Origin of the sequence: Cellulosimicrobium cellulans, assembly GCF_007679345.1 — a bacterium.
In the GTDB taxonomy this organism is placed as follows: domain Bacteria; phylum Actinomycetota; class Actinomycetes; order Actinomycetales; family Cellulomonadaceae; genus Cellulomonas; species Cellulomonas cellulans_A.
Genome location: NZ_VEGH01000002.1, coordinates 373,988 through 392,111, shown reverse-complemented (window position 1 = coordinate 392,111; position 18,124 = coordinate 373,988). Strand labels below are relative to the sequence as shown.

Genomic DNA, 18,124 nt, shown 5'->3' with positions numbered 1-18,124 from the left:
CCCGGGCGTGGCCGCCGCCCTCGCGGTGACCGCCGGCACCTTCGAGCAGGAGGTGCTGCGGTCCGAGCTGCCCGTGGTCGTCGACTTCTGGGCGGACTGGTGCGTGCCGTGCCGCATGGTGACCCCCGTGCTCGAGGAGCTCGCGGTCACCTACGCGGGGCGGCTCCGGTTCGTCGCCGTCGACACCGAGGTGGAGCAGGACCTGGCCGCGCGGTACAACGTGGTCTCGATCCCGACGCTGTACGTCTTCCACCAGGGCGACCTGGTCCGCACGCTGGTCGGAGCGCGCGAGAAGCGGGCCTACGCGGCCGAGCTCGACGCCGCGCTGGCCGAGATCGCCACCTGGTGACGGCGCCCCGCGCCGCCCGCTGACCCCGGGGCCTCCCCGTCCGCCGGACGGGGAGGCTTCGTGCGCGTGCGGCACGCCCGTGGTGGACAGGGCGGAGAGTGCCAGGAGTGGCGTGGCACACTCGGGAGATGACCGCTCTCGAGCGGCCCGACGGCATGGCGTCGGGCCCCCACCCGACCCCGGCCGCCGGCACGCGGCTCGACCGCTGGCTCGGCTCCTACGCCGAGCGCACGCACGGCATGCGCGCCTCGGAGATCCGCGCGCTGTTCGCCGTCGCGAACCGCCCCGAGGTGGTGTCGCTCGCCGGCGGCATGCCGTACCTCGAGGGCCTCCCCCTGGACGTGATCGGCGACCTCGCCCAGCGCGTCGTCGCCACCCGCGGCACCACCGCCCTGCAGTACGGCTCCGGCCAGGGCGACGAGACGCTGCGCGAGCAGATCCTCGAGGTGATGCGGCTCGAGGGCATCGAGGCGCACCCCGACGACGTCGTGGTGACGACCGGCTCGCAGCAGGCGCTCGACCTCGTGACCCGGCTGTTCGTCGACCCGGGCGACGTCGTCGTCGCGGAGGCCCCGTCCTACGTCGGCGCGCTCGGCGTGTTCCGCGCGTACCAGGCCGACGTGGTGCACGTGCCGCTCGACGCAGAGGGCCTGATCCCCGAGGCGCTCGAGACCACGCTCGCCGACCTCGCCCGCCAGGGCCGCCGGGTCAAGTTCCTGTACACGGTGCCGAACTTCCACAACCCCGCCGGCGTGACGCTGTCCGCCGAGCGCCGTCCGCGGATCCTCGAGATCGCGGCGCGCTACGGCGTCCTCGTGCTCGAGGACAACCCCTACGGGCTGCTCGGCTTCGACCGCGAGCCGCTGCCGGCCATGCGGTCGATGAGCGACGAGGGCGTCATCTACCTCGGGTCGTTCTCCAAGACGTTCGCCCCGGGGTACCGGGTCGGCTGGGCCGTCGCGCCGCACGCGGTCCGGGAGAAGCTCGTGCTGGCCTCGGAGTCGGCGATCCTGTCGCCCTCGAACGCCTCCCAGCTGGCCATCAGCGCCTACCTCGCGACCTGCGACTGGAAGGGCCAGGTCAAGGCCTTCCGCGAGCTGTACCGCGAGCGGCGGGACGCGATGATCGGCGCCCTCGCCGAGCACCTGCCCGACGCCACGTGGACGGTCCCTGACGGCGGCTTCTACACCTGGGTCCGGCTGCCCGAGGGCCTGGACGCCAAGGCCATGCTGCCCCGGGCCGTCACCGCCCGGGTCGCCTACGTGCCCGGCACGGCGTTCTACTTCGACGGGCAGGGGACCGACCACATGCGGCTGTCGTTCTGCTTCCCGACGCCGGAGCGCATCCGGGAGGGCGTCCGCCGGCTGGCGGGCGTCGTCTCGGCCGAGAGCGAGCTCGTGTCGCTGTTCGGCACCGGCGGCGGCGCGTCGCGTGGCGACGTGCAGTCGCCCGGCCCCGACCTGGCCTGACGCAGGCCGCGGCCGGGACCGACCGGCCGCGGCCCAGGACCCGGTACGGTCGGGGCGGCGCCCGCTGCCCCGAGCACCGGCACCACACCGCCCGTCGACGACCGGCCCCCGCGGCCGCACCAGGAGGACCCGAACCGTGCCGCACGACCCCGTCCCCGCCGCTCCGCGCGTCGTCGTCCTGGCGGGCGGCCTGTCGCACGAGAGGGACGTCTCCCTCCGCTCGGGCCGGCGCGTGGCCGAGGCGCTGCGCACCGCCGGGGTCGACGTGTCGGTGCACGACGTGGACGCCGACCTGGTCCCCGCCCTCGCGGAGACCCGGCCGGACCTCGTGTGGCCGCTGCTGCACGGCGCGAGCGGCGAGGACGGCTCGGTGCGCGACGTCCTCGAGCTGCTGGACGTCCCGAGCCTCGGCACCGGTCCCCGCGCGAGCCGGGTCGCCTGGAGCAAGCCGATCGCCAAGACCACCGTCACCCGGGCCGGCATCGCCACCCCGGAGTTCGTCACGCTGCCGCAGAGCCTGTTCCGGGATCTCGGCGCGGGGCGGGTCATGGACGCGGTGGTCGCGAAGCTGGGGCTGCCGCTCGTGGTGAAGCCGTCACGGGGCGGCTCCGCGCTCGGCGTCACGCTCGTCCGCACCGCCGAGGAGCTGCCCGGCGCGATGGTCGCCTGCTTCGCCTACGGCGACACCGCGCTGATCGAGCGCGCCGTCGAGGGCGTCGAGGTCGCGGTCGGCGTCGTCGAGCTGGACGGCTCCCCCGTAGCCCTCCCGGCTGTCGAGGTGGTCACCGACGGCCCCTACGACTACGACGCCCGGTACAACCCCGGCCGCACGGAGTACTTCGCCCCGGCCCGGCTCACCGACGACCTCGCGGCGCGGGCCGCCGAGACCGCGGTGCTCGCGCACCAGGTGCTGGGCCTGCGGCACCTGTCCCGGACGGACCTCATCATCGACGCGGACGGGCAGCCGTGGTTCCTCGAGGTGAATGTCGCCCCGGGGATGACGGAGACGTCGCTGTTCCCGCAGGGTGCCGAGGCCGGTGGCCACCACCTGCCGACGCTCTACCGGCGGCTCGTCGAGGCGGGTCTGTCGGGGCGCTGAAGGCGCCCAGGCCCCGTTGGAGCCGCACGACGAGGCGCCAGCAACCCCGGGGAGGGTGCCGGCGCCTCGTGGCGGGAGCGGGGCGCTGAGCGGGCCTCTGCCCGGCCGGCGTCCCGCGGCGCCGATCGTCAGGAGCGCAGGATGCCCGGGTCGTCGGGCGCGAGGCTCGACAGGATGCGGTTGAGGTCCTGCACCGAGGCGAACTCCACCGTGAGCTTGCCCCGCTGCTTGCCGAGGTCGACCTTCACCCGGGTCTCGAACCGGTCCGAGAGCCGGCTCGCGAGGTCGTCCAGAGCCTCGTTCCGCAGCCCGGCGCGCGGACGGCGCTTCTTGGGGGCACCGTCCTCCGCCCCGAGCGCGACGATCTCCTCGACCGCCCGCACGGACAGCCCCTCGGCCACGATCCGCTGCGCGAGGCGCTCGATGGCGGCACCGTCGCTCAGACCGAGCAGGGCGCGGGCGTGTCCGGCGGAGAGCACGCCCGCGGCGAGCCGGCGCTGCACGAGCGGGGGCAGCCGGAGCAGACGCAGCGTGTTGGAGATCTGCGGGCGGGAGCGGTGGATCCGCTGCGCCAGCTCGTCGTGCGTGCAGCCGAAGTCGTCCAGCAGCTGCTGGTACGCGGCCGCCTCCTCCAGCGGGTTGAGCTGGGACCGGTGCAGGTTCTCCAGCAGCGCGTCGCGCAGCAGGTCGCCGTCCTCGGTCTGCCGCACGATCGCCGGGATGGTGTCGAGGCCCGCCGCCTGGGTCGCGCGCCAGCGCCGCTCCCCCATGATGAGCTCGTAGCCGTCGTCGACCGCGCGCACGACGACGGGCTGCAGCACGCCGATCTCGCGGATGGACCCCACGAGCTCGTCCAGCGCGTCCTCGTCGAACACCGAGCGCGGCTGGCGCGGGTTCGGCCGGATCGCGGTGACCGGGAGGTCGGCGAAAGTCGCACCCGGCACGGGAACCAGGTCGTCGACCTCGGCCGTGGGTGGCATCGGGGGCACCTCGGCGGCGGGCGCCGGGTCCTGGGCGACGGCGCGCTCGGCGGCAGTCCGGGCCCGGGTGCGCGTGGGCTGCCGCACCGTGAGCGACGGGACACCCTTGCGGCCGTTGGACCGCGTGGCGGGGGTGGCGGGCGCCGGGGCCCCCGCGGCAGTCGCGTCGACGGCGCTCCCGATATTTTCGCTGGTCAGAGCGTCGGAACGCGCCTCGCGCGCCTCGCGGCCGTCCGCGGTCGCGCGCCCGTCGGAGTCCGCGATGGTGCGGTCCGGGAAGAAGACGTCGACGGGCCGGTCCCCCTCGCGGGGCTCCGCCCCGGTGGGGATGAGCGCGCCCAGGCCGCGCCCGAGACCTCGCCGCTTGTCGCTCACGCGTCCTCCTTCTTCCGGTCGGCCGTGGTGCCGCGCTCGGCGAGCTCGCGCGCCGCCTCCAGGTAGGCCAGCGCACCGCTCGAGCCGGGATCGTACGTCAGGACGGTCTGCCCGTAGGACGGCGCCTCCGAGACGCGCACGGACCGGGGCACCGTCGTCCGGAGGGTCTTGTCGGGGAAGTGCTCCCGCACCTCCTGCGCCACCTGCTGCGCGAGGTTGGTCCGGCCGTCGTACATGGTGAGCAGGATCGTCGACACGTGCAGCCCGCGGTTGAGGTGGGCCTGGATCAGCTCGATCGACTTGAGCAGCTGGCTCAGGCCCTCCAGGGCGTAGTACTCGCACTGGATCGGGATCAGGACCTCGTCGCCGACCACGAAGGCGTTCACCGTCAGCAGTCCCAGGCTGGGCGGGCAGTCCACGAGGACGTAGTCGATCCGGGGCTCACCCCGGCGCTCGCGCTCCTCCAGGTAGGCGTGCACCGCGTTCCGCAGCCGCGTCTCGCGGGCCACCATCGACACCAGCTCGATCTCGGCTCCGGAGAGGTCGATCGTCGCCGGGGCGCACCAGAGGTTGGGCACGTCCGGGCTCGGGTACACCGCCTGGGCGAGCGGGGTCCCGTCCACGAGCACGTCGTACACCGAGGTCACCCCGGCGCGGTGGTCGACACCCAGGGCCGTCGACGCGTTGCCCTGGGGGTCGTTGTCGATCACGAGGACGTGCAGACCGGACTGCGCCAGCGCTGCCGCCAGGTTCACCGTCGTGGTCGTCTTCCCGACGCCGCCCTTCTGGTTGGCGACGGTGATCACGCGCGTGCGGTCCGGCCGGGGGAACGTCCGGCCGCGCAGCTCGATGCGGCGGCGGGCGTCCTGGCGCAGCTCCGCCATCAGCGGGGTGTCGTCGTCCGCGGGCGGCAGGCTCTCGACGAGCGCGGCGCGGCGCCGCTCGTCGGGGTCCTCGATCTCCCAGCGGCTGGGGTCCGTCGTCACGCGCCCTGTCCCTTCGTCGAGCGGCGCGGTCGGCGGGACCGGCCCTCCGTTCCACGTGAAACGCGGCCGGCCGCCGGGGCCGGCGTGGTGCCGGCGGCCGTCCGGGTCACCAGCACGACGCTGGTCGGCTCCAGTCCCGGCAGGGTCGGCGCGACCTCGATCGCCGCCGGTCCACCGCCGTACCGCTCCCCCACCGAGGCGGCCGCCTCCGCCTCGTCCTGCGCCCGTCCGCCCTTGAGCGCCACCAGGCGGCCGCCGACCGCGAGCAGCGGCAGCGTCCAGCCGTACAGCTTGTCGAGCGCCGCGACGGCGCGCGCGGTGACGGCGCCCGCCTGCAGGTGACCGATCTGGTCCTCGGCGCGACCGCGCAGCACGCGGGCGTTGGACAGCCCGAGGGTGTCGACGACCTCCGACAGCCAGTCGGTCCGGCGTTCCATCGGCTCCAGGAGCACGACCTCCGCCTCCGGCCGCATCGCCGCCACGACGATCCCGGGCAGGCCGGCGCCGCTGCCGACGTCGACGATCGTCCCGGTCTCGGGGAGGAACGGCACCACGGCGGCGGAGTTCACCAGGTGCCGCTCCCAGAGTCGCGTGACCTCGCGCGGACCGACCAGACCACGGAGAACGCCCTGGTCACGCAGCATGGCGTGAAACCCCTCGACGACCGGCCACGCGGAGCCGAAGAGCTCCGGCAGGCGCGGGTCGCCGTCCAGGGGGTCGACGGGCGCGTCACGCTGCTCGTCGTCACGCTCGGGGGCGGACTCAGGCCGCACAGCACTCCCCTGGTCTCGGGATCGGGTGGTGCGCGGGGGGCGGTCCGGGACCGGTGCGCACTGGTGTCCTACGGTACCGCGCGGCTCCGACGCACCCGGCGCCGGAACGGGCGTGGCGGGGGTCCGGTTCCACGTGGAACTCCGGTTCCACGTGGAACCTCGGACATCCGCGCGGGTCGGCGACGCCGAGGCGAAGACCGGCACGTACGGGCTGACGCGGATGGTCTCGGTCTTCCGGGTGGTCGCCCGTCCTGCCGGGACCAGGAGGATCCTCAGGGCCGCTGCGCACTCCTGGTGGTGGCGCGGGACATCCTCCGCCGTGACCAGAGCGGGTGTCGGGGACACCCGGGCGCGGGAGCGCCAGGCGATGCACACCGTCCGCGCTGCCTCCGGTGGGAGAGGGGCGGTGATCCACGTGAAACACGGTGCCCGCGCACCGGGCGCCGGCACCCACCACCACCGTTGGGCGCGGGCATCCGACATCGGCCTCACTGCGCGCCGGCATCCCACCCCGCGCTCGCGCGTATGCCGTCGCATGCGCTGCAGACCCGACCGCTCGTGGCGGTGGTTCCCCAGCATCCCGCCGCTACTCCCCCTGGCCCGGCCCCGCCTCCCCCGGTCTGAGCCCTCGTGCGGGCGGACCTGCTCGCGGAGTACTCCTCGGCCGAGACGGGCCCGCTCGTGCACCCGCCGCCGCCCCGGGGCTGGCCCGGCTCGCTCCGCCCGCCTTCGAAGGGTCGTCGCCCCCCGGTCCGGCCGGTACGCCGGGGTCGGCCCACGGTCCACGCGACGCACGGGCCCTGCCGGGCGCCGTCCGCAAGGTGCGAGCCACGGTCGGGTCGGGTAGGCCGCGACCACGCAGTGAGCGACCCCGCTGAGCCGTTGCCCGCGTCGCGTGCGAGTGCCGTCGAGCCCTTGCTCCACGTGACGTGGGCGCGCCCCGAGCGTCGCCCTCCGTCGAGGACGCGCTCCGTGGAGGCGTCGTCCCACGTGGATGCGTGACCGACTTCGCGCCGCCTGCCGCCGACGTACCGCTCCGACCGGGCCCGCTCGTTCCACGTGGAACGCGTGCGCACTGTCAGGTCGGCGCGGATCGCCGCGCGGTCCGCTCCCTTCGTCCCGCCCGGGCAACCGGCATCGGCGGCGCCCGGGGCGGCGTGCACGCGGGGAGGGTGCGAAGGGCACCGCGCCACCGAGTGGTCACTCGCGCGTGTTCCACGTGGAACCGTCCCGCACGGCGCGACGTCCGCGCTCGCTATCCCGCGACGCACGTGCCCGACGGCACGCCTTCGCGTCGCGGACGCGGAGCTCCCTCCCCCGGCCGGCGCTCGCCCGCCGCGCGCAGTGGTCCCACGGACCAACGCCGGGAGTGCGATCATCTCGGCGGCCCGTTCCACGTGGAACGTGTGCCATCCGGCAGGCGCCGACACGCGAGACCGCACGCCGCACGCCGCACCATCCACGGCCGCACGCCGAACGCCGCGCGTCGCACGCCGCACGCCGCTCATGCCCCCGTGGCTTCAGGCGCTCACGCCGTGCCCAGCCCATGACGTTGCAACGGATACCCAGGTGCGGCCGAGGCGGCGACTGTGTCGTGACCTCCCTCCCCGCTCCACAGCCGACGACGTGCCAGGCGTGCGGCGCGACACGTCGCGCTTGCCACGCAGGCACCGCGTCGGGTTGCGACGACGTGCGATCGCGAACGCCACCCGCCACGTCTCGCTGCACGTGCCGGGCGTCGGGGCGCGCGCCGAGGCTCTGGAGGACCTCCCGCGTAGCCGCAGCGTCCAGCGTGCGCCGGGTTCGACGGCGAGGGTCGGGGATCTCGACCGGCCGGTGCACGGCGACCCCGAGCACCTCCCCGCTCGTCCCCGGTCCCACCCCCCGGCTCGCCGCTGTGTCGACGGTGCGCCCCACTGCGCAGGTGCACCCGCGGCCGATCCACCCGGGAGGGTGGCCGCCCGGGCTCCGAGTCTCGCGAACGCGTCGGACAGGTCCTACCGATTCCGTTCGGGGTTCCACCCACTGCCACAGGACCGATCATGAGCAACCCGCGCGACCGGCGCGTCGCGGGGAGGCCGGTCCCACCGACCGATCTCGCGCTCACTCACCGATCTCGACCTGGTGACCCCCGCCGCCGGCCGAGGGAGGAGCTGAGAGCGCGAACGTGCTTCCGCTGGGGGGTGTGGCAGACTTCCGCGGTTCACCACGTTTCCGTCGTTCGTTCACCAGAAAACGACTTCCCTGGGACGTATTCTCCGGCCGTCGACGAAACGCCGAGAGGCCGGCCCCGTTCGGGACCGGCCTCTCGATGACTCCTGCGGAAACGTCGGCGGGCGTCAGCTCGCGGGCTTCACGACGACGTAGCGCGCCGGCTCGACGCCCTCCGAGTCGGAGGTCATCCCCGCCGCCGCCACGGCGTCGTGCACGACCTTCCGCTCGAACGGGTTCATCGGCTCCAGCGCCACCTCCGAGCCGGACGACCGCACCTGCGCGATCGCCTGCTCGGCCACCTGGACGAGCTCGGTCTTGCGGCCGGCACGGTAGCCGGCGATGTCCAGCATGAGCCGGCTGCGATCGCCGGTCTTCGCCTGGACCGCGAGCCGGGTCAGCTCCTGCAGGGCGTCGAGGACCTCGCCGTCCTCGCCGACCAGCCGACGGAGGGCGCGCTCGGTGCCCTCCTCTGCGACGATCTCCACCGCGGCGCGACCGTGGTCGACGTCGATGTCGATGTCCCCGTCCAGGTCGGCGATGTCGAGCAGCTCCTCGAGGTAGTCGGCCGCGATCTCGCCCTCCTCCTCGAGGCGGGTCACGGCGCCGGCCTCACCGGCTGCGTCGGTGGGTGTGGTCATGTGGGGCTCTCCTTGCTGGGAGGGTCGGGGTCGCGCCGAGGCGCGGAGGTCTCAGTCGTCCGTCGCGCTGCCGGACGGGGTGCTGCCGGGCCGGCGCTGAGCCGAGCCGCTCGTGCCCTGACCGGTGCCGCTCCGCTTCTTCTTGCCGGAGGTCGCCTGGCCCGAGCCCGCGCCACCCGCGGGCCGGCTGCCCTGCGGCGTGCCCGAGCCGGACGAGCCGGAGCCCGACGCCTTGGCCGCGCCACCGCCCTTGGCCGCGCCACCGCGCTTCGTCGTACCGGCGCCCTTCGTCGTGCCAGCAGCGCCCGTGGCCGCGCCCGCGCCGCCCTTGGCACCGGAGGCGTCACCAGCACCGGAGACGGCCTTCGCCGCACCACCCGGAGCGCTCGCGCCGGCCGACGTGCCCACGGCAGCGCCCGGCGTGCCCACGGGGCGCTTCTTCGCGCGCGCCTTGCCGACGGGCTGCTGCCGCTGACCGCTGACCGGCTTCTCCTCGATCGTGAGGGTGTCGGACTCCTCGATGGCCAGGCCCTTGTGCGAGGCCTTCCTGGCCTGCCGCGCCTTGAGGGCGGCCTCCGCCTGCGACCCCGGCGCCGGCATCCGGCGGATCGTGTAGAACTGCTGGCCCATCGACCACAGGTTCGTGGTGGTCCAGTAGATGAGGACACCGATCGGGAAGTTCACGCCGGAGAAGGCGAAGATCAGCGGGAAGACGTACATGAGCATCTTCTGCTGCTGCGCCATCGGGCCCTCGAGGGCGGCGGGCGGCATGTTCTTCATCGTCAGCTGGCGCTGCGTGGTGAAGGTGGTGAGCGACATCGCGACGACGAGCAGGATGGTCACCCAGCGCACGTTCGCGGCGGCGGTCCCGAACTGGGCGGCGTTCATGAAGGTCGCCGACAGCGGCGCGCCGAAGATGCTGGCGCTCTCGGCCTGCGCGGCGAGCTCCTGGGTCAGCGGGCCGAGGTTCGGGCGCGGGTAGTCGCCGCTGGCGAGCTGCGGGAGCGAGTTCAGCACCCGGAACAGGGCGAAGAAGATGGGCGACTGCGCGAGGATCGGCAGGCAGGACGAGAACGGGTTCGTCCCGTGCTTGCGGTACAGCTCCATCGTCTCGCGGCTCATGGCCTCGCGGGACGCCGGATCCGTCTTCCCTTTGTACTTCGCCTGGATCTTCTTCATGTCCGGCGCGAGCATCTGCATGCCGCGGGACGCCTTGATCTGCTTGAAGAACAGCGGGATCAGGATGATCCGCATCACGATCACGAGGCCGACGATCGAGAAGCCCCACGCGGCGCCGCCGGCCGGGTCGAGACCCAGCCACGTCAGCAGCGAGTGGAACTGCACCATGATCCAGGCGACCGCGACCATGATCGGGTACAGGATGTTGTCGAACCAGGACATCGTGGACTTCTCCAGGTGGTCAGTGCGCGGCGGCGACCGCGTCGTGCGGGTGTCGACGGTGCGACCCCGCCGGTGGAACGTCGTCGACGCCGCCCGGGTTCCACGGGTTGCAGCGCAGGATCCGCCAGACCGCCAGCCGCGTGCCCTTCACGACGCCGTGCCGCTCGAGGGCGATCACGGCGTACGCGGAGCACGACGGGTAGAACCGGCAGGTCGGCGGGGTGAGCGGGGACAGGAAGCGCTGGTACCCGCGGATCAGGAGGACGAGCACGCGGCGCGGAAGCCGCACGACGGCGCGCAGGGCGCGGGCCACGGCGCCCGCCCGGTCGGACGTCATCGGCCCGGTCCCGCCGGGGCGCCCGCGCGTTCGGCGCGGCGCCGGGACGCCGTGCGCAGCGCCCCGTCGAGGTCCCGCCCGAGCGCGGCGTAGTCGGCCTCGGCCGCCGGGGCCAGCGCCCGGACCACGAGGTCGGCGTCGGACGGCAGCGACGCGAGGCGCTCGCCCGTCAGGGCCCGCAGCCTCCGCTTCACCCGGTTCCGGGTCACGGCGTTGCCGACGCCCTTGGACACGACGAAACCGACCGCCGGACCAGGTCCGGGGTCGGTTCGCGTCACGAGGTGCACCACCAGCGTGCTCCGCCCGGCGCGAGCACCGCCGCGCACGGCCCGCTCGAAGTCGGCGGACCGGCGCATCCGGTGCGCGGCGGGCAGCACCGCGTCGGGTGGGTCAGGCCGACAGCTCGGCGCGACCCTTGCGCCGGCGGGCGGCGAGGATCGCGCGGCCGGCACGCGTCCGCATGCGCAGACGGAAGCCGTGGGTCTTGGCGCGCCGCCGGTTGTTCGGCTGGAAGGTCCGCTTGCTCACGATGGTCTCCAAGTACTTCGGTACATCGGCCGACGTCCGGCCAGGTCTCGGTGCCCGTTGCTCGACTGCTCCGGTACCCACGTCGCGCGACGCGGCCGACGTCAGGGCACGCCAGCAGGAGCCATCTCAAGGCTGGTCAACGTTACGTCGCGCGCGCTCACGGGTCAAACCGCGAGGCCCGGGGCGCCGGACGGATCGTCCCGGTCCCCTCCCGCGCGGTCCCCGCGGCGATTAGCATCGTCCACCGACGCGTCCCGCAGCAACCCGGTCCCCACCCCGTGGACAGAGCCGGCCGAGCCTGTGGACGACGCCGCACCGGACGACCGGACGCGCCACGGCGGGCCCGAGATCCTGCGTGATCCACCGTCACGCACAGGTGTGGACAAGTCTGTGGACACGTCACCGGGGCGTGCGACACTCGACCACGCGACTCACGACGGCAGCGAGGTACAGGTGTCAGCACAGGACGATCAGCTCACGCAGGTCTGGTCGGCCGCGATGGCGCAGCTCGAGGTGAGCCCCGACATCACGCCGCGCCAGCTCGCCTTCGTGCGCCTGGCCAAGCCGCTCGGCCTGCTCGACGGGACGATGCTCCTCGCGGTCGGCAACGACCTCACCAAGGACTACCTCGAGACGCGCGTCCGCCAGGAGGTGTCCGACGCCCTGGCCGCCGCCCTCGGCCGCGAGGCGCGGTTCGCCATCACCGTCGACCCGTCGCTCGAGACCGGCGCGCCCGGCCTCGCGACGGCACCGCCCGCCCGCGGCCCCGAGTCCGGCCCGACGCCCGTCGTCGCGCACGCCGCCACCGGCCACCCGAGCACGGGCGAGGCCGCGCAGGTCGAGCCGTCCCGGGCGGAGCCGTTCCGCCGCGAGCCCGCCGGACCCACCCCGAGCGCCGAGCCGGCGCGGCTGAACCCGAAGTACCTGTTCGAGACGTTCGTCATCGGCTCTTCCAACCGGTTCGCGCACGCGGCGGCGGTCGCGGTGGCCGAGGCGCCGGCCAAGGCCTACAACCCGCTGTTCATCTACGGCGACTCGGGCCTGGGCAAGACGCACCTGCTGCACGCGATCGGGCACTACGCCCGGAACCTGTACCCCTCGGTGCGGGTCCGCTACGTGAACTCCGAGGAGTTCACCAACGACTTCATCAACTCCATCTCCGAGGGCAAGGCGGGCGCGTTCCAGCGCCGCTACCGCGAGGTGGACGTGCTCCTCATCGACGACATCCAGTTCCTGCAGGGCAAGGAGCAGACGATGGAGGAGTTCTTCCACACGTTCAACACCCTGCACAACGCGAACAAGCAGATCGTGCTGACGTCCGACCTGCCGCCCAAGCAGCTCAACGGCTTCGAGGACCGGATGCGGTCCCGGTTCGAGTGGGGCCTGATCACGGACGTGCAGCCGCCGGACCTCGAGACCCGCATCGCGATCCTCCGGAAGAAGTCGGCCAACGACAAGCTGCAGGCGCCGGACGACGTGCATGAGTACATCGCGTCGAAGATCTCGACCAACATCCGCGAGCTCGAGGGCGCGCTGATCCGGGTCACCGCGTTCGCGAACCTCAACCGCCAGCAGGTCGACCTGTCGCTGGCGGAGATCGTCCTGAAGGACCTCATCACCGACGACGACCAGGCGGACATCACCGCGACCGCCGTCATCGGGCAGACCGCCGCGTACTTCGGCCTGACGATCGAGGACCTGTGCGGCTCCTCGCGGTCGCGCGTGCTGGTCACGGCCCGGCAGATCGCCATGTACCTGTGCCGCGAGCTGACCGACCTGTCGCTGCCGAAGATCGGTCAGGCGTTCGGCGGGCGCGACCACACCACCGTCATGCACGCGAACCGCAAGATCCGCGAGCTGATGGCCGAGCGCCGGTCGATCTTCAACCAGGTCACCGAGCTGACCAACCGGATCAAGCAGGAGAGCCGCGGCTGACCACCGCCAGCCCCCGACGACCCGCCCCGGCTCCGGCCGGCGGCGGGTCGTCGCGTTCCGGTGCCCGCAGGGCGAAGAAAGCAGGCCTGGGACGAATGTGCACACCTGTGGACACGCCTGTGGAAACCGGTGGATGACCCCCCGGGTTCGTGTGGATGGCTCCTGCGGTCACGGTGGACGGAGAAGGACGCCTGGAGCACTGTCCACGTCCGGGCGCGTCGTCCCCAACCGGTCCACAGCCACCGTGCACACGCTCGTTACTGCGCTGACCAGCACGAAGACCGGTCATCCCCAGAGTGCACAGAAGCGACGATGACGACGACCGATCCCTAGGAAAGAGATCCACAGCCCGTCAGTGCCCTGCCGGCCCGACCTGCGCCCGACCGGCCGGGCTGCCCGACCGTCTGCGGACGAGGCCCGCGACCACCAGGCCTGTGCATGACGGGCGAAGGCCCGAATCGTTCGCCCAGCGCCGTCGTGCGCGGGGTGCCTCCCGCGCACGCGGTCGCGGTCGACCGCCGGGACCCGCTCTGGTGCCGTCCTGGCGAACGTTCCGGCCCCTTCGCACCCGTCCACAGCCCTCCCGGTCTCGGTACCGGAGCCCTGGTCACTCGCGTAGTGTTCGGGGCGACCCCTGCCCTCCACCGGCCGGGGTCGTTCAGCACCGCGCACGGGATCCTCGCGATCCCCCAGACCGAGAGGGTGGGGCATGAAGTTCCGCGTCGAACGTGACGTCCTCGCAGAAGCCGTCACGTGGATCGCTCGCAGCCTGCCCACCCGCCCGCCGGTCCCGGTGCTGGCCGGGGTCCGCATCGAGGCGGAGGCCGACGGCACGCTCCGTCTCGCCTCCTTCGACTACGAGGTGTCGGCGCGCTCGGAGATCCCCGCCGACGTGAGCGAGCCCGGCACCGTCCTGGTCTCGGGTCGCCTGCTCGCCGAGATCTCGCGCGCCCTGCCCAACAAGCCGGTCGACGTCCAGCTCGACGGCACCAAGGTCTCGGTCACCTGCGGGGCCAGCCGGTTCACCCTGCTCACCATGCCGGTCGAGGACTACCCGCAGCTGCCCGCGATGCCCGCGCTGACGGGCACGGTCGACGGCGACGAGCTGACCCGCGCCGTCGCGCAGGTGACGGTCGCCGCCAGCCGCGACGACACCCTCCCCCTGCTGACCGGCGTCCGCGTCGAGATCGAGGGCGAGAAGGTCACCCTGCTCGCCACCGACCGGTACCGCCTGGCGCTGCGCGAGCTCCGCTGGCACCCGTCCGACCCCGGCATCTCCGAGGTCGCGCTGGTCCGCGCCCGCACGCTGTCGGACGCCGCCAAGTCGCTCGGCGCCTCCGGCTCGGTGAACGTCGGCCTGGCCACCGGCCAGGGCGTCGACCTCATCGGCTTCGAGGCCGGCGGCCGGCACACCACGTCGCTGCTGGTCGACGGCGACTACCCGGCCGTGCGCCGGCTGTTCCCGGACGAGTCGCCGATCCACGCCGTCGTGAACACCCAGCTGCTGGCGGACGCCGCCAAGCGCGTCGCGCTCGTCGCGGAGCGGAACACCCCGATCCGCCTGACGTTCACCGACGGCCAGGTCGTGCTCGACGCGGGCCAGGGCGACGACGCGCAGGCGTCCGAGGCGCTCGAGGCCACGCTCGTCGGCGAGGACATCGCGGTGGCGTTCAACCCGCAGTTCCTGCTCGACGGGCTGGGCGCCCTGACCACGTCGTTCGTGCGGCTGTCGTTCACGCACCCGAACAAGCCGGTGGAGTTCACCGGCCAGGAGTCGCTCGAGGGCGAGGACCTCAAGGAGTACCGCTACCTGCTGGTCCCCATCCGCTTCGCGTCCTGACGCGAGGGCGCACCCGGCCGGGCCGGGCGCGCACCGGGTGTGACCTGCGAGACGAGCCCACCGGTCGTCAGCACCCTCGTCGCCGCAGGAGAATGGCGGGCGACAAGGACGCCGCGGGACGCGAAGCCGTCCCGGCGGCGGTCGGGCGAGGAGAGGTGGAGCGATGCGGATCGGCCTGGTGGGTCTGGGCAGGATGGGCGCGAACATGCGCGACCGGATGCGGAACGCGGGGATCGAGGTCACCGGCTACGACCGGAACCCCGAGGTCTCCGACGTCGCGTCGCTGGCCGAGCTCGTCGAGGCGCTCCCCGCCGGCGAGCGCGTCGTGTGGGTCATGGTCCCGGCCGGCGCCGTCACGCACTCCGTGATCGAGGAGCTCGGCGGCCTGCTGGCCGAGGGCGACCTGGTCATCGACGGCGGCAACTCGTACTTCGGCGACGACAAGGGCCACGCCGAGCAGCTGGGCGCGAAGGGCATCCACTTCGTCGACGTCGGCGTCTCCGGCGGAGTGTGGGGCCTGGCGAACGGCTACGGCCTCATGGTCGGCGGCGATCAGGCGCAGGTCGAGCGCGTGATGCCGGTCTTCGACGCGCTGCGCCCCGAGGGCCCCCGCGAGGAGGGCTTCGTGCACGCCGGCGCGGTCGGCGCGGGCCACTACGCCAAGATGGTGCACAACGGCATCGAGTACGGCCTCATGCAGGCGTACGCCGAGGGCTACGAGCTGCTGGCGGCCAAGGACATCGTCACCGACGTCGCCGGCACGATGAAGGCCTGGCAGCGCGGCACGGTCGTGCGCTCCTGGCTGCTGGAGCTCCTGGTCAAGGCGCTCGAGGAGGACCAGCAGTTCGAGGCGATCGACGACTGGGTCGCCGACTCGGGCGAGGGCCGGTGGACCGTCGACGAGGCGATCGAGGCCGCCGTGCCGCTGCCGGTGATCACGGCCGCGCTGTTCGCCCGGTTCCAGTCCCGCCAGGAGCAGTCCCCCGCGATGAAGGCGGTCGCGGCGCTGCGCCAGCAGTTCGGCGGCCACGCGGTGAAGGCCGCGGGCGCCCCCATCTCCGGCGACGCCCCGTCCGGCGTGCGCTCGGAGGGCTGACGCCCCGCCGATGTACGTCTCGCACCTGTCCCTGACGGACTTCCGGTCGTACCACCAGGTCGACCTCACCTTCGAGCCCGGGATCACCGCGCTCGTCGGGCCGAACGGGCAGGGCAAGACCAACCTCGTCGAGGCGATCGGCTACGTCTCGACGTTCAGCAGCCACCGCGTGCCGACCGACGCCCCGCTCGTGCGAGCCGGGGCGTCGGCGGCCGTGGTGCGCTCGCGCATCGTGCGCGCGCAGGACGACGGCTCCGAGCGCGCGCTGGTCATCGAGGCGCAGCTCGGCTCGGGCCGGTCGAACCGCGTGAAGCTCAACGGCGCCCCGTCCCGGGCCCGCGACGTGGTGGGCGCGCTGCGCTCGGTGCTGTTCGCGCCCGAGGACCTGGCGCTCGTCAAGGGCGACCCGGACGGCCGCCGGCGGTTCGTCGACGAGCTGGCGGTGCAGGTGACGCCCCGGCTCGCGGGCGTGTTCTCCGAGTACGACCGGGTCGTGAAGCAGCGCACCGCCCTGCTCAAGTCCGCGGCGGGGTTCCGGGGCTCCCGGTCGAACCTCGACCTGAGCACGCTCGACGTCTGGGACGCGAAGCTGGCGGAGCTCGGGGCGCACGTGATCGTCGCCCGGCAGGCTGTGGTCGCCGCGCTCGACCCCTACGTCGGCGACGCGTACGAGCGGGTGAGCGACGGCCAGGGCGCGGCGCAGGTCGGCTACCGGTCCTCGCTCGCCGCGGCGCTGGCGGGCGCGGACGCCGAGCGTGACACGCTGCCGCCCGCCGCCGGACCGGCCCAGCCCGGTGCCGACTCCGCCACCCCCGCCCGCGCCGTCGAGGCGCAGATGCTCGAGGCGCTCGCGCGGGTCCGGCCCAAGGAGCTCGAGCGCGGCGTGTGCCTGGTCGGCCCGCACCGCGACGACCTGGTGCTCACGCTCGGCGACCTGCCCGCGAAGGGGTACGCGAGCCACGGCGAGTCCTGGTCCGTCGCGCTCGCGCTGCGGCTCGCCTCCTACGAGCTGCTCACGAACGGCCCGCAGGCGGGCACCACCGAGGACGCCGCGCAGCTGTGGGTCGCGGACTCCGGGCCCGACGGTGAGCCGGTGCTCATGCTGGACGACGTGTTCGCCGAGCTGGACGCGAAGCGGCGCGAGCGGCTGGCCGAGATGGTGGCCGGCGCGCGGCAGGTGTTCGTCACGGCGGCGGTCCCGGGCGACGTGCCCGAGCGGCTGGCCGGCTCGCGCTACGACGTGCTGGCGTCGGAGGTCGCCCGTGTCGCCTGACGACGTGACGTCCCCCGCCGGCGCGGACCCGGCTGCCGGTGCCTCGGCCGACGACGCCCCGTCGTTCGACCCCGCGGTCCCGGTGTCCGAGCAGCTCGACGTCACGCCGGCCGCGCAGATGGCCCGGCTGTCTCTCGCCCGGTTCCGCTCCGTCGCGCGGGCGAAGGGCTACCGCCCGGGTCAGGCGCCCCGCGGCCGGTCACCGCTCTCCCCCGCCGAGCTCGGGGGCGCCGGCGTGCACCCGCGGGACCCGCTCACCGTGTCCGCGACGATGGCGTCGCTGTTCCGGGACCGCGGCTGGGTGCAGGAGGTGTCGGTCGGCGGGGTCGTGGGCAGGTGGCGCGAGGTCGTCGGGGACCAGATCGCCGACCACTGCACGCCGGAGACGTTCGCGGAGGGGGTGCTGGTGGTCCGGACCGACTCCTCGGCGTGGGCGCAGCAGCTCAAGATGCTGGCGCCGCAGCTCGTGCGGCGGATGGCCGAGGACGTGGGCGAGGGCGTGGTGAAGGACGTGCGCGTGCTCGGTCCGCAGGGCCCGGGGTTCGGCAAGGGGCGCCGCTCCGTCAAGGGCCGCGGGCCCCGGGACACCTGGGGCTGACGAGGCGGCGCCCGTCCCGCACGACGACGCGGTGGAGCGCGTCCACAGGCAGGGCGGTTCGCAGGGGTTTCCGGCGCGGGGCCGGGTACACTGGGAATCGACATCTCTGGCGCGTCTGCGCCGGTCCAGGACGCACGATCTCCGTCGTCGTGGAGTGATCCGCCCTCCCGCGCGGAGGACGGCCGCCTCCGCCGCGTGTGAGAACTGAGGAGCACCACCGCCCGTGGCTGACC

The 18,124-nt window shown here is 73.8% G+C and carries 16 protein-coding genes; 8 read left to right on the top strand and 8 right to left on the bottom strand.

Annotation, left to right across the window (positions count from 1 at the left end; genetic code table 11):
* Window positions 1-7 precede the first annotated feature (7 nt).
* The 3 genes from trxA to FS882_RS04060 all read left to right on the top strand — a co-directional run bounded on the left by trxA (window position 8) and on the right by FS882_RS04060 (window position 2,917).
* Window positions 8-349: a thioredoxin gene (gene trxA, locus FS882_RS04070; RefSeq protein WP_158371047.1), complete on the top strand. Its 342-nt coding sequence runs from the start codon at window positions 8-10 to the stop codon at window positions 347-349.
* A gap of 128 nt (window positions 350-477) precedes the next feature.
* Window positions 478-1,818 (top strand): PLP-dependent aminotransferase family protein, encoded by a 1,341-nt coding sequence (locus FS882_RS04065; RefSeq protein WP_262348051.1) that lies wholly within the window; start codon window positions 478-480, stop codon window positions 1,816-1,818.
* A 136-nt stretch (window positions 1,819-1,954) separates the two neighbouring features.
* The gene (locus tag FS882_RS04060) at window positions 1,955-2,917 is read left to right on the top strand and encodes a D-alanine--D-alanine ligase (protein WP_158371044.1); all 963 of its coding nucleotides are present in this window, start codon (window positions 1,955-1,957) and stop codon (window positions 2,915-2,917) included.
* A 128-nt stretch (window positions 2,918-3,045) separates the two neighbouring features.
* Here the strand turns inward: FS882_RS04060 and FS882_RS04055 are convergent, their stop codons facing one another.
* From FS882_RS04055 to rpmH, 8 genes are all read right to left on the bottom strand, one after another.
* Window positions 3,046-4,272 (bottom strand): ParB/RepB/Spo0J family partition protein, encoded by a 1,227-nt coding sequence (locus FS882_RS04055; RefSeq protein ID WP_158371042.1) that lies wholly within the window; start codon window positions 4,270-4,272, stop codon window positions 3,046-3,048.
* Window positions 4,269-5,258: an AAA family ATPase gene (locus FS882_RS04050; protein WP_316043615.1), complete on the bottom strand. Its 990-nt coding sequence runs from the start codon at window positions 5,256-5,258 to the stop codon at window positions 4,269-4,271. The genes FS882_RS04055 and FS882_RS04050 overlap by 4 nt, the downstream gene beginning before the upstream one ends.
* Window positions 5,255-6,031: a 16S rRNA (guanine(527)-N(7))-methyltransferase RsmG gene (rsmG, locus tag FS882_RS21550; protein WP_262348050.1), complete on the bottom strand. Its 777-nt coding sequence runs from the start codon at window positions 6,029-6,031 to the stop codon at window positions 5,255-5,257. The genes FS882_RS04050 and rsmG overlap by 4 nt, the downstream gene beginning before the upstream one ends.
* A 2,339-nt stretch (window positions 6,032-8,370) precedes the next feature.
* Window positions 8,371-8,883, bottom strand: coding sequence for a protein jag (locus tag FS882_RS04040; RefSeq protein WP_158371039.1), 513 nt, complete (start codon window positions 8,881-8,883; stop codon window positions 8,371-8,373).
* Window positions 8,884-8,934: 51 nt separating this feature from the next.
* Window positions 8,935-10,284, bottom strand: coding sequence for a membrane protein insertase YidC (gene yidC / locus FS882_RS04035; protein ID WP_158371037.1), 1,350 nt, complete (start codon window positions 10,282-10,284; stop codon window positions 8,935-8,937).
* A 19-nt stretch (window positions 10,285-10,303) separates the two neighbouring features.
* Entirely contained in the window at window positions 10,304-10,621 is a 318-nt protein-coding gene (yidD, locus tag FS882_RS04030) for a membrane protein insertion efficiency factor YidD (RefSeq protein ID WP_158371034.1), read from the bottom strand.
* Entirely contained in the window at window positions 10,618-10,977 is a 360-nt protein-coding gene (rnpA, locus tag FS882_RS04025; RefSeq protein ID WP_410053262.1) for a ribonuclease P protein component, read from the bottom strand. Before rnpA ends, yidD begins: the two co-directional genes overlap by 4 nt.
* 34 nt (window positions 10,978-11,011) lie before the next feature.
* On the bottom strand, window positions 11,012-11,149 hold the full coding sequence (rpmH, locus tag FS882_RS04020) for a 50S ribosomal protein L34 (RefSeq protein WP_010849920.1): 138 nt from the start codon (window positions 11,147-11,149) through the stop codon (window positions 11,012-11,014).
* Between the two features lie 498 nt (window positions 11,150-11,647).
* Here rpmH and dnaA point away from each other — a divergent pair, with 498 nt between their 5' ends.
* From dnaA to FS882_RS03995, 5 genes are all read left to right on the top strand, one after another.
* Window positions 11,648-13,084: a chromosomal replication initiator protein DnaA gene (dnaA, locus tag FS882_RS04015; protein WP_222848128.1), complete on the top strand. Its 1,437-nt coding sequence runs from the start codon at window positions 11,648-11,650 to the stop codon at window positions 13,082-13,084.
* 709 nt (window positions 13,085-13,793) lie between these two features.
* Window positions 13,794-14,924 carry a DNA polymerase III subunit beta gene (gene dnaN, locus FS882_RS04010; protein ID WP_158371026.1) on the top strand — a complete coding sequence of 377 codons (1,131 nt, stop codon included), beginning with the start codon at window positions 13,794-13,796 and terminating at the stop codon, window positions 14,922-14,924.
* A 163-nt stretch (window positions 14,925-15,087) separates the two neighbouring features.
* Window positions 15,088-16,020 carry a phosphogluconate dehydrogenase (NAD(+)-dependent, decarboxylating) gene (gnd, locus tag FS882_RS04005; protein WP_158371024.1) on the top strand — a complete coding sequence of 311 codons (933 nt, stop codon included), beginning with the start codon at window positions 15,088-15,090 and terminating at the stop codon, window positions 16,018-16,020.
* A 10-nt stretch (window positions 16,021-16,030) separates the two neighbouring features.
* Window positions 16,031-17,293 carry a DNA replication/repair protein RecF gene (recF, locus tag FS882_RS04000; protein WP_158371022.1) on the top strand — a complete coding sequence of 421 codons (1,263 nt, stop codon included), beginning with the start codon at window positions 16,031-16,033 and terminating at the stop codon, window positions 17,291-17,293.
* Between the two features lie 4 nt (window positions 17,294-17,297).
* Entirely contained in the window at window positions 17,298-17,891 is a 594-nt protein-coding gene (locus FS882_RS03995) for a DUF721 domain-containing protein (protein ID WP_262348049.1), read from the top strand.
* Window positions 17,892-18,124: the final 233 nt, after the last annotated feature.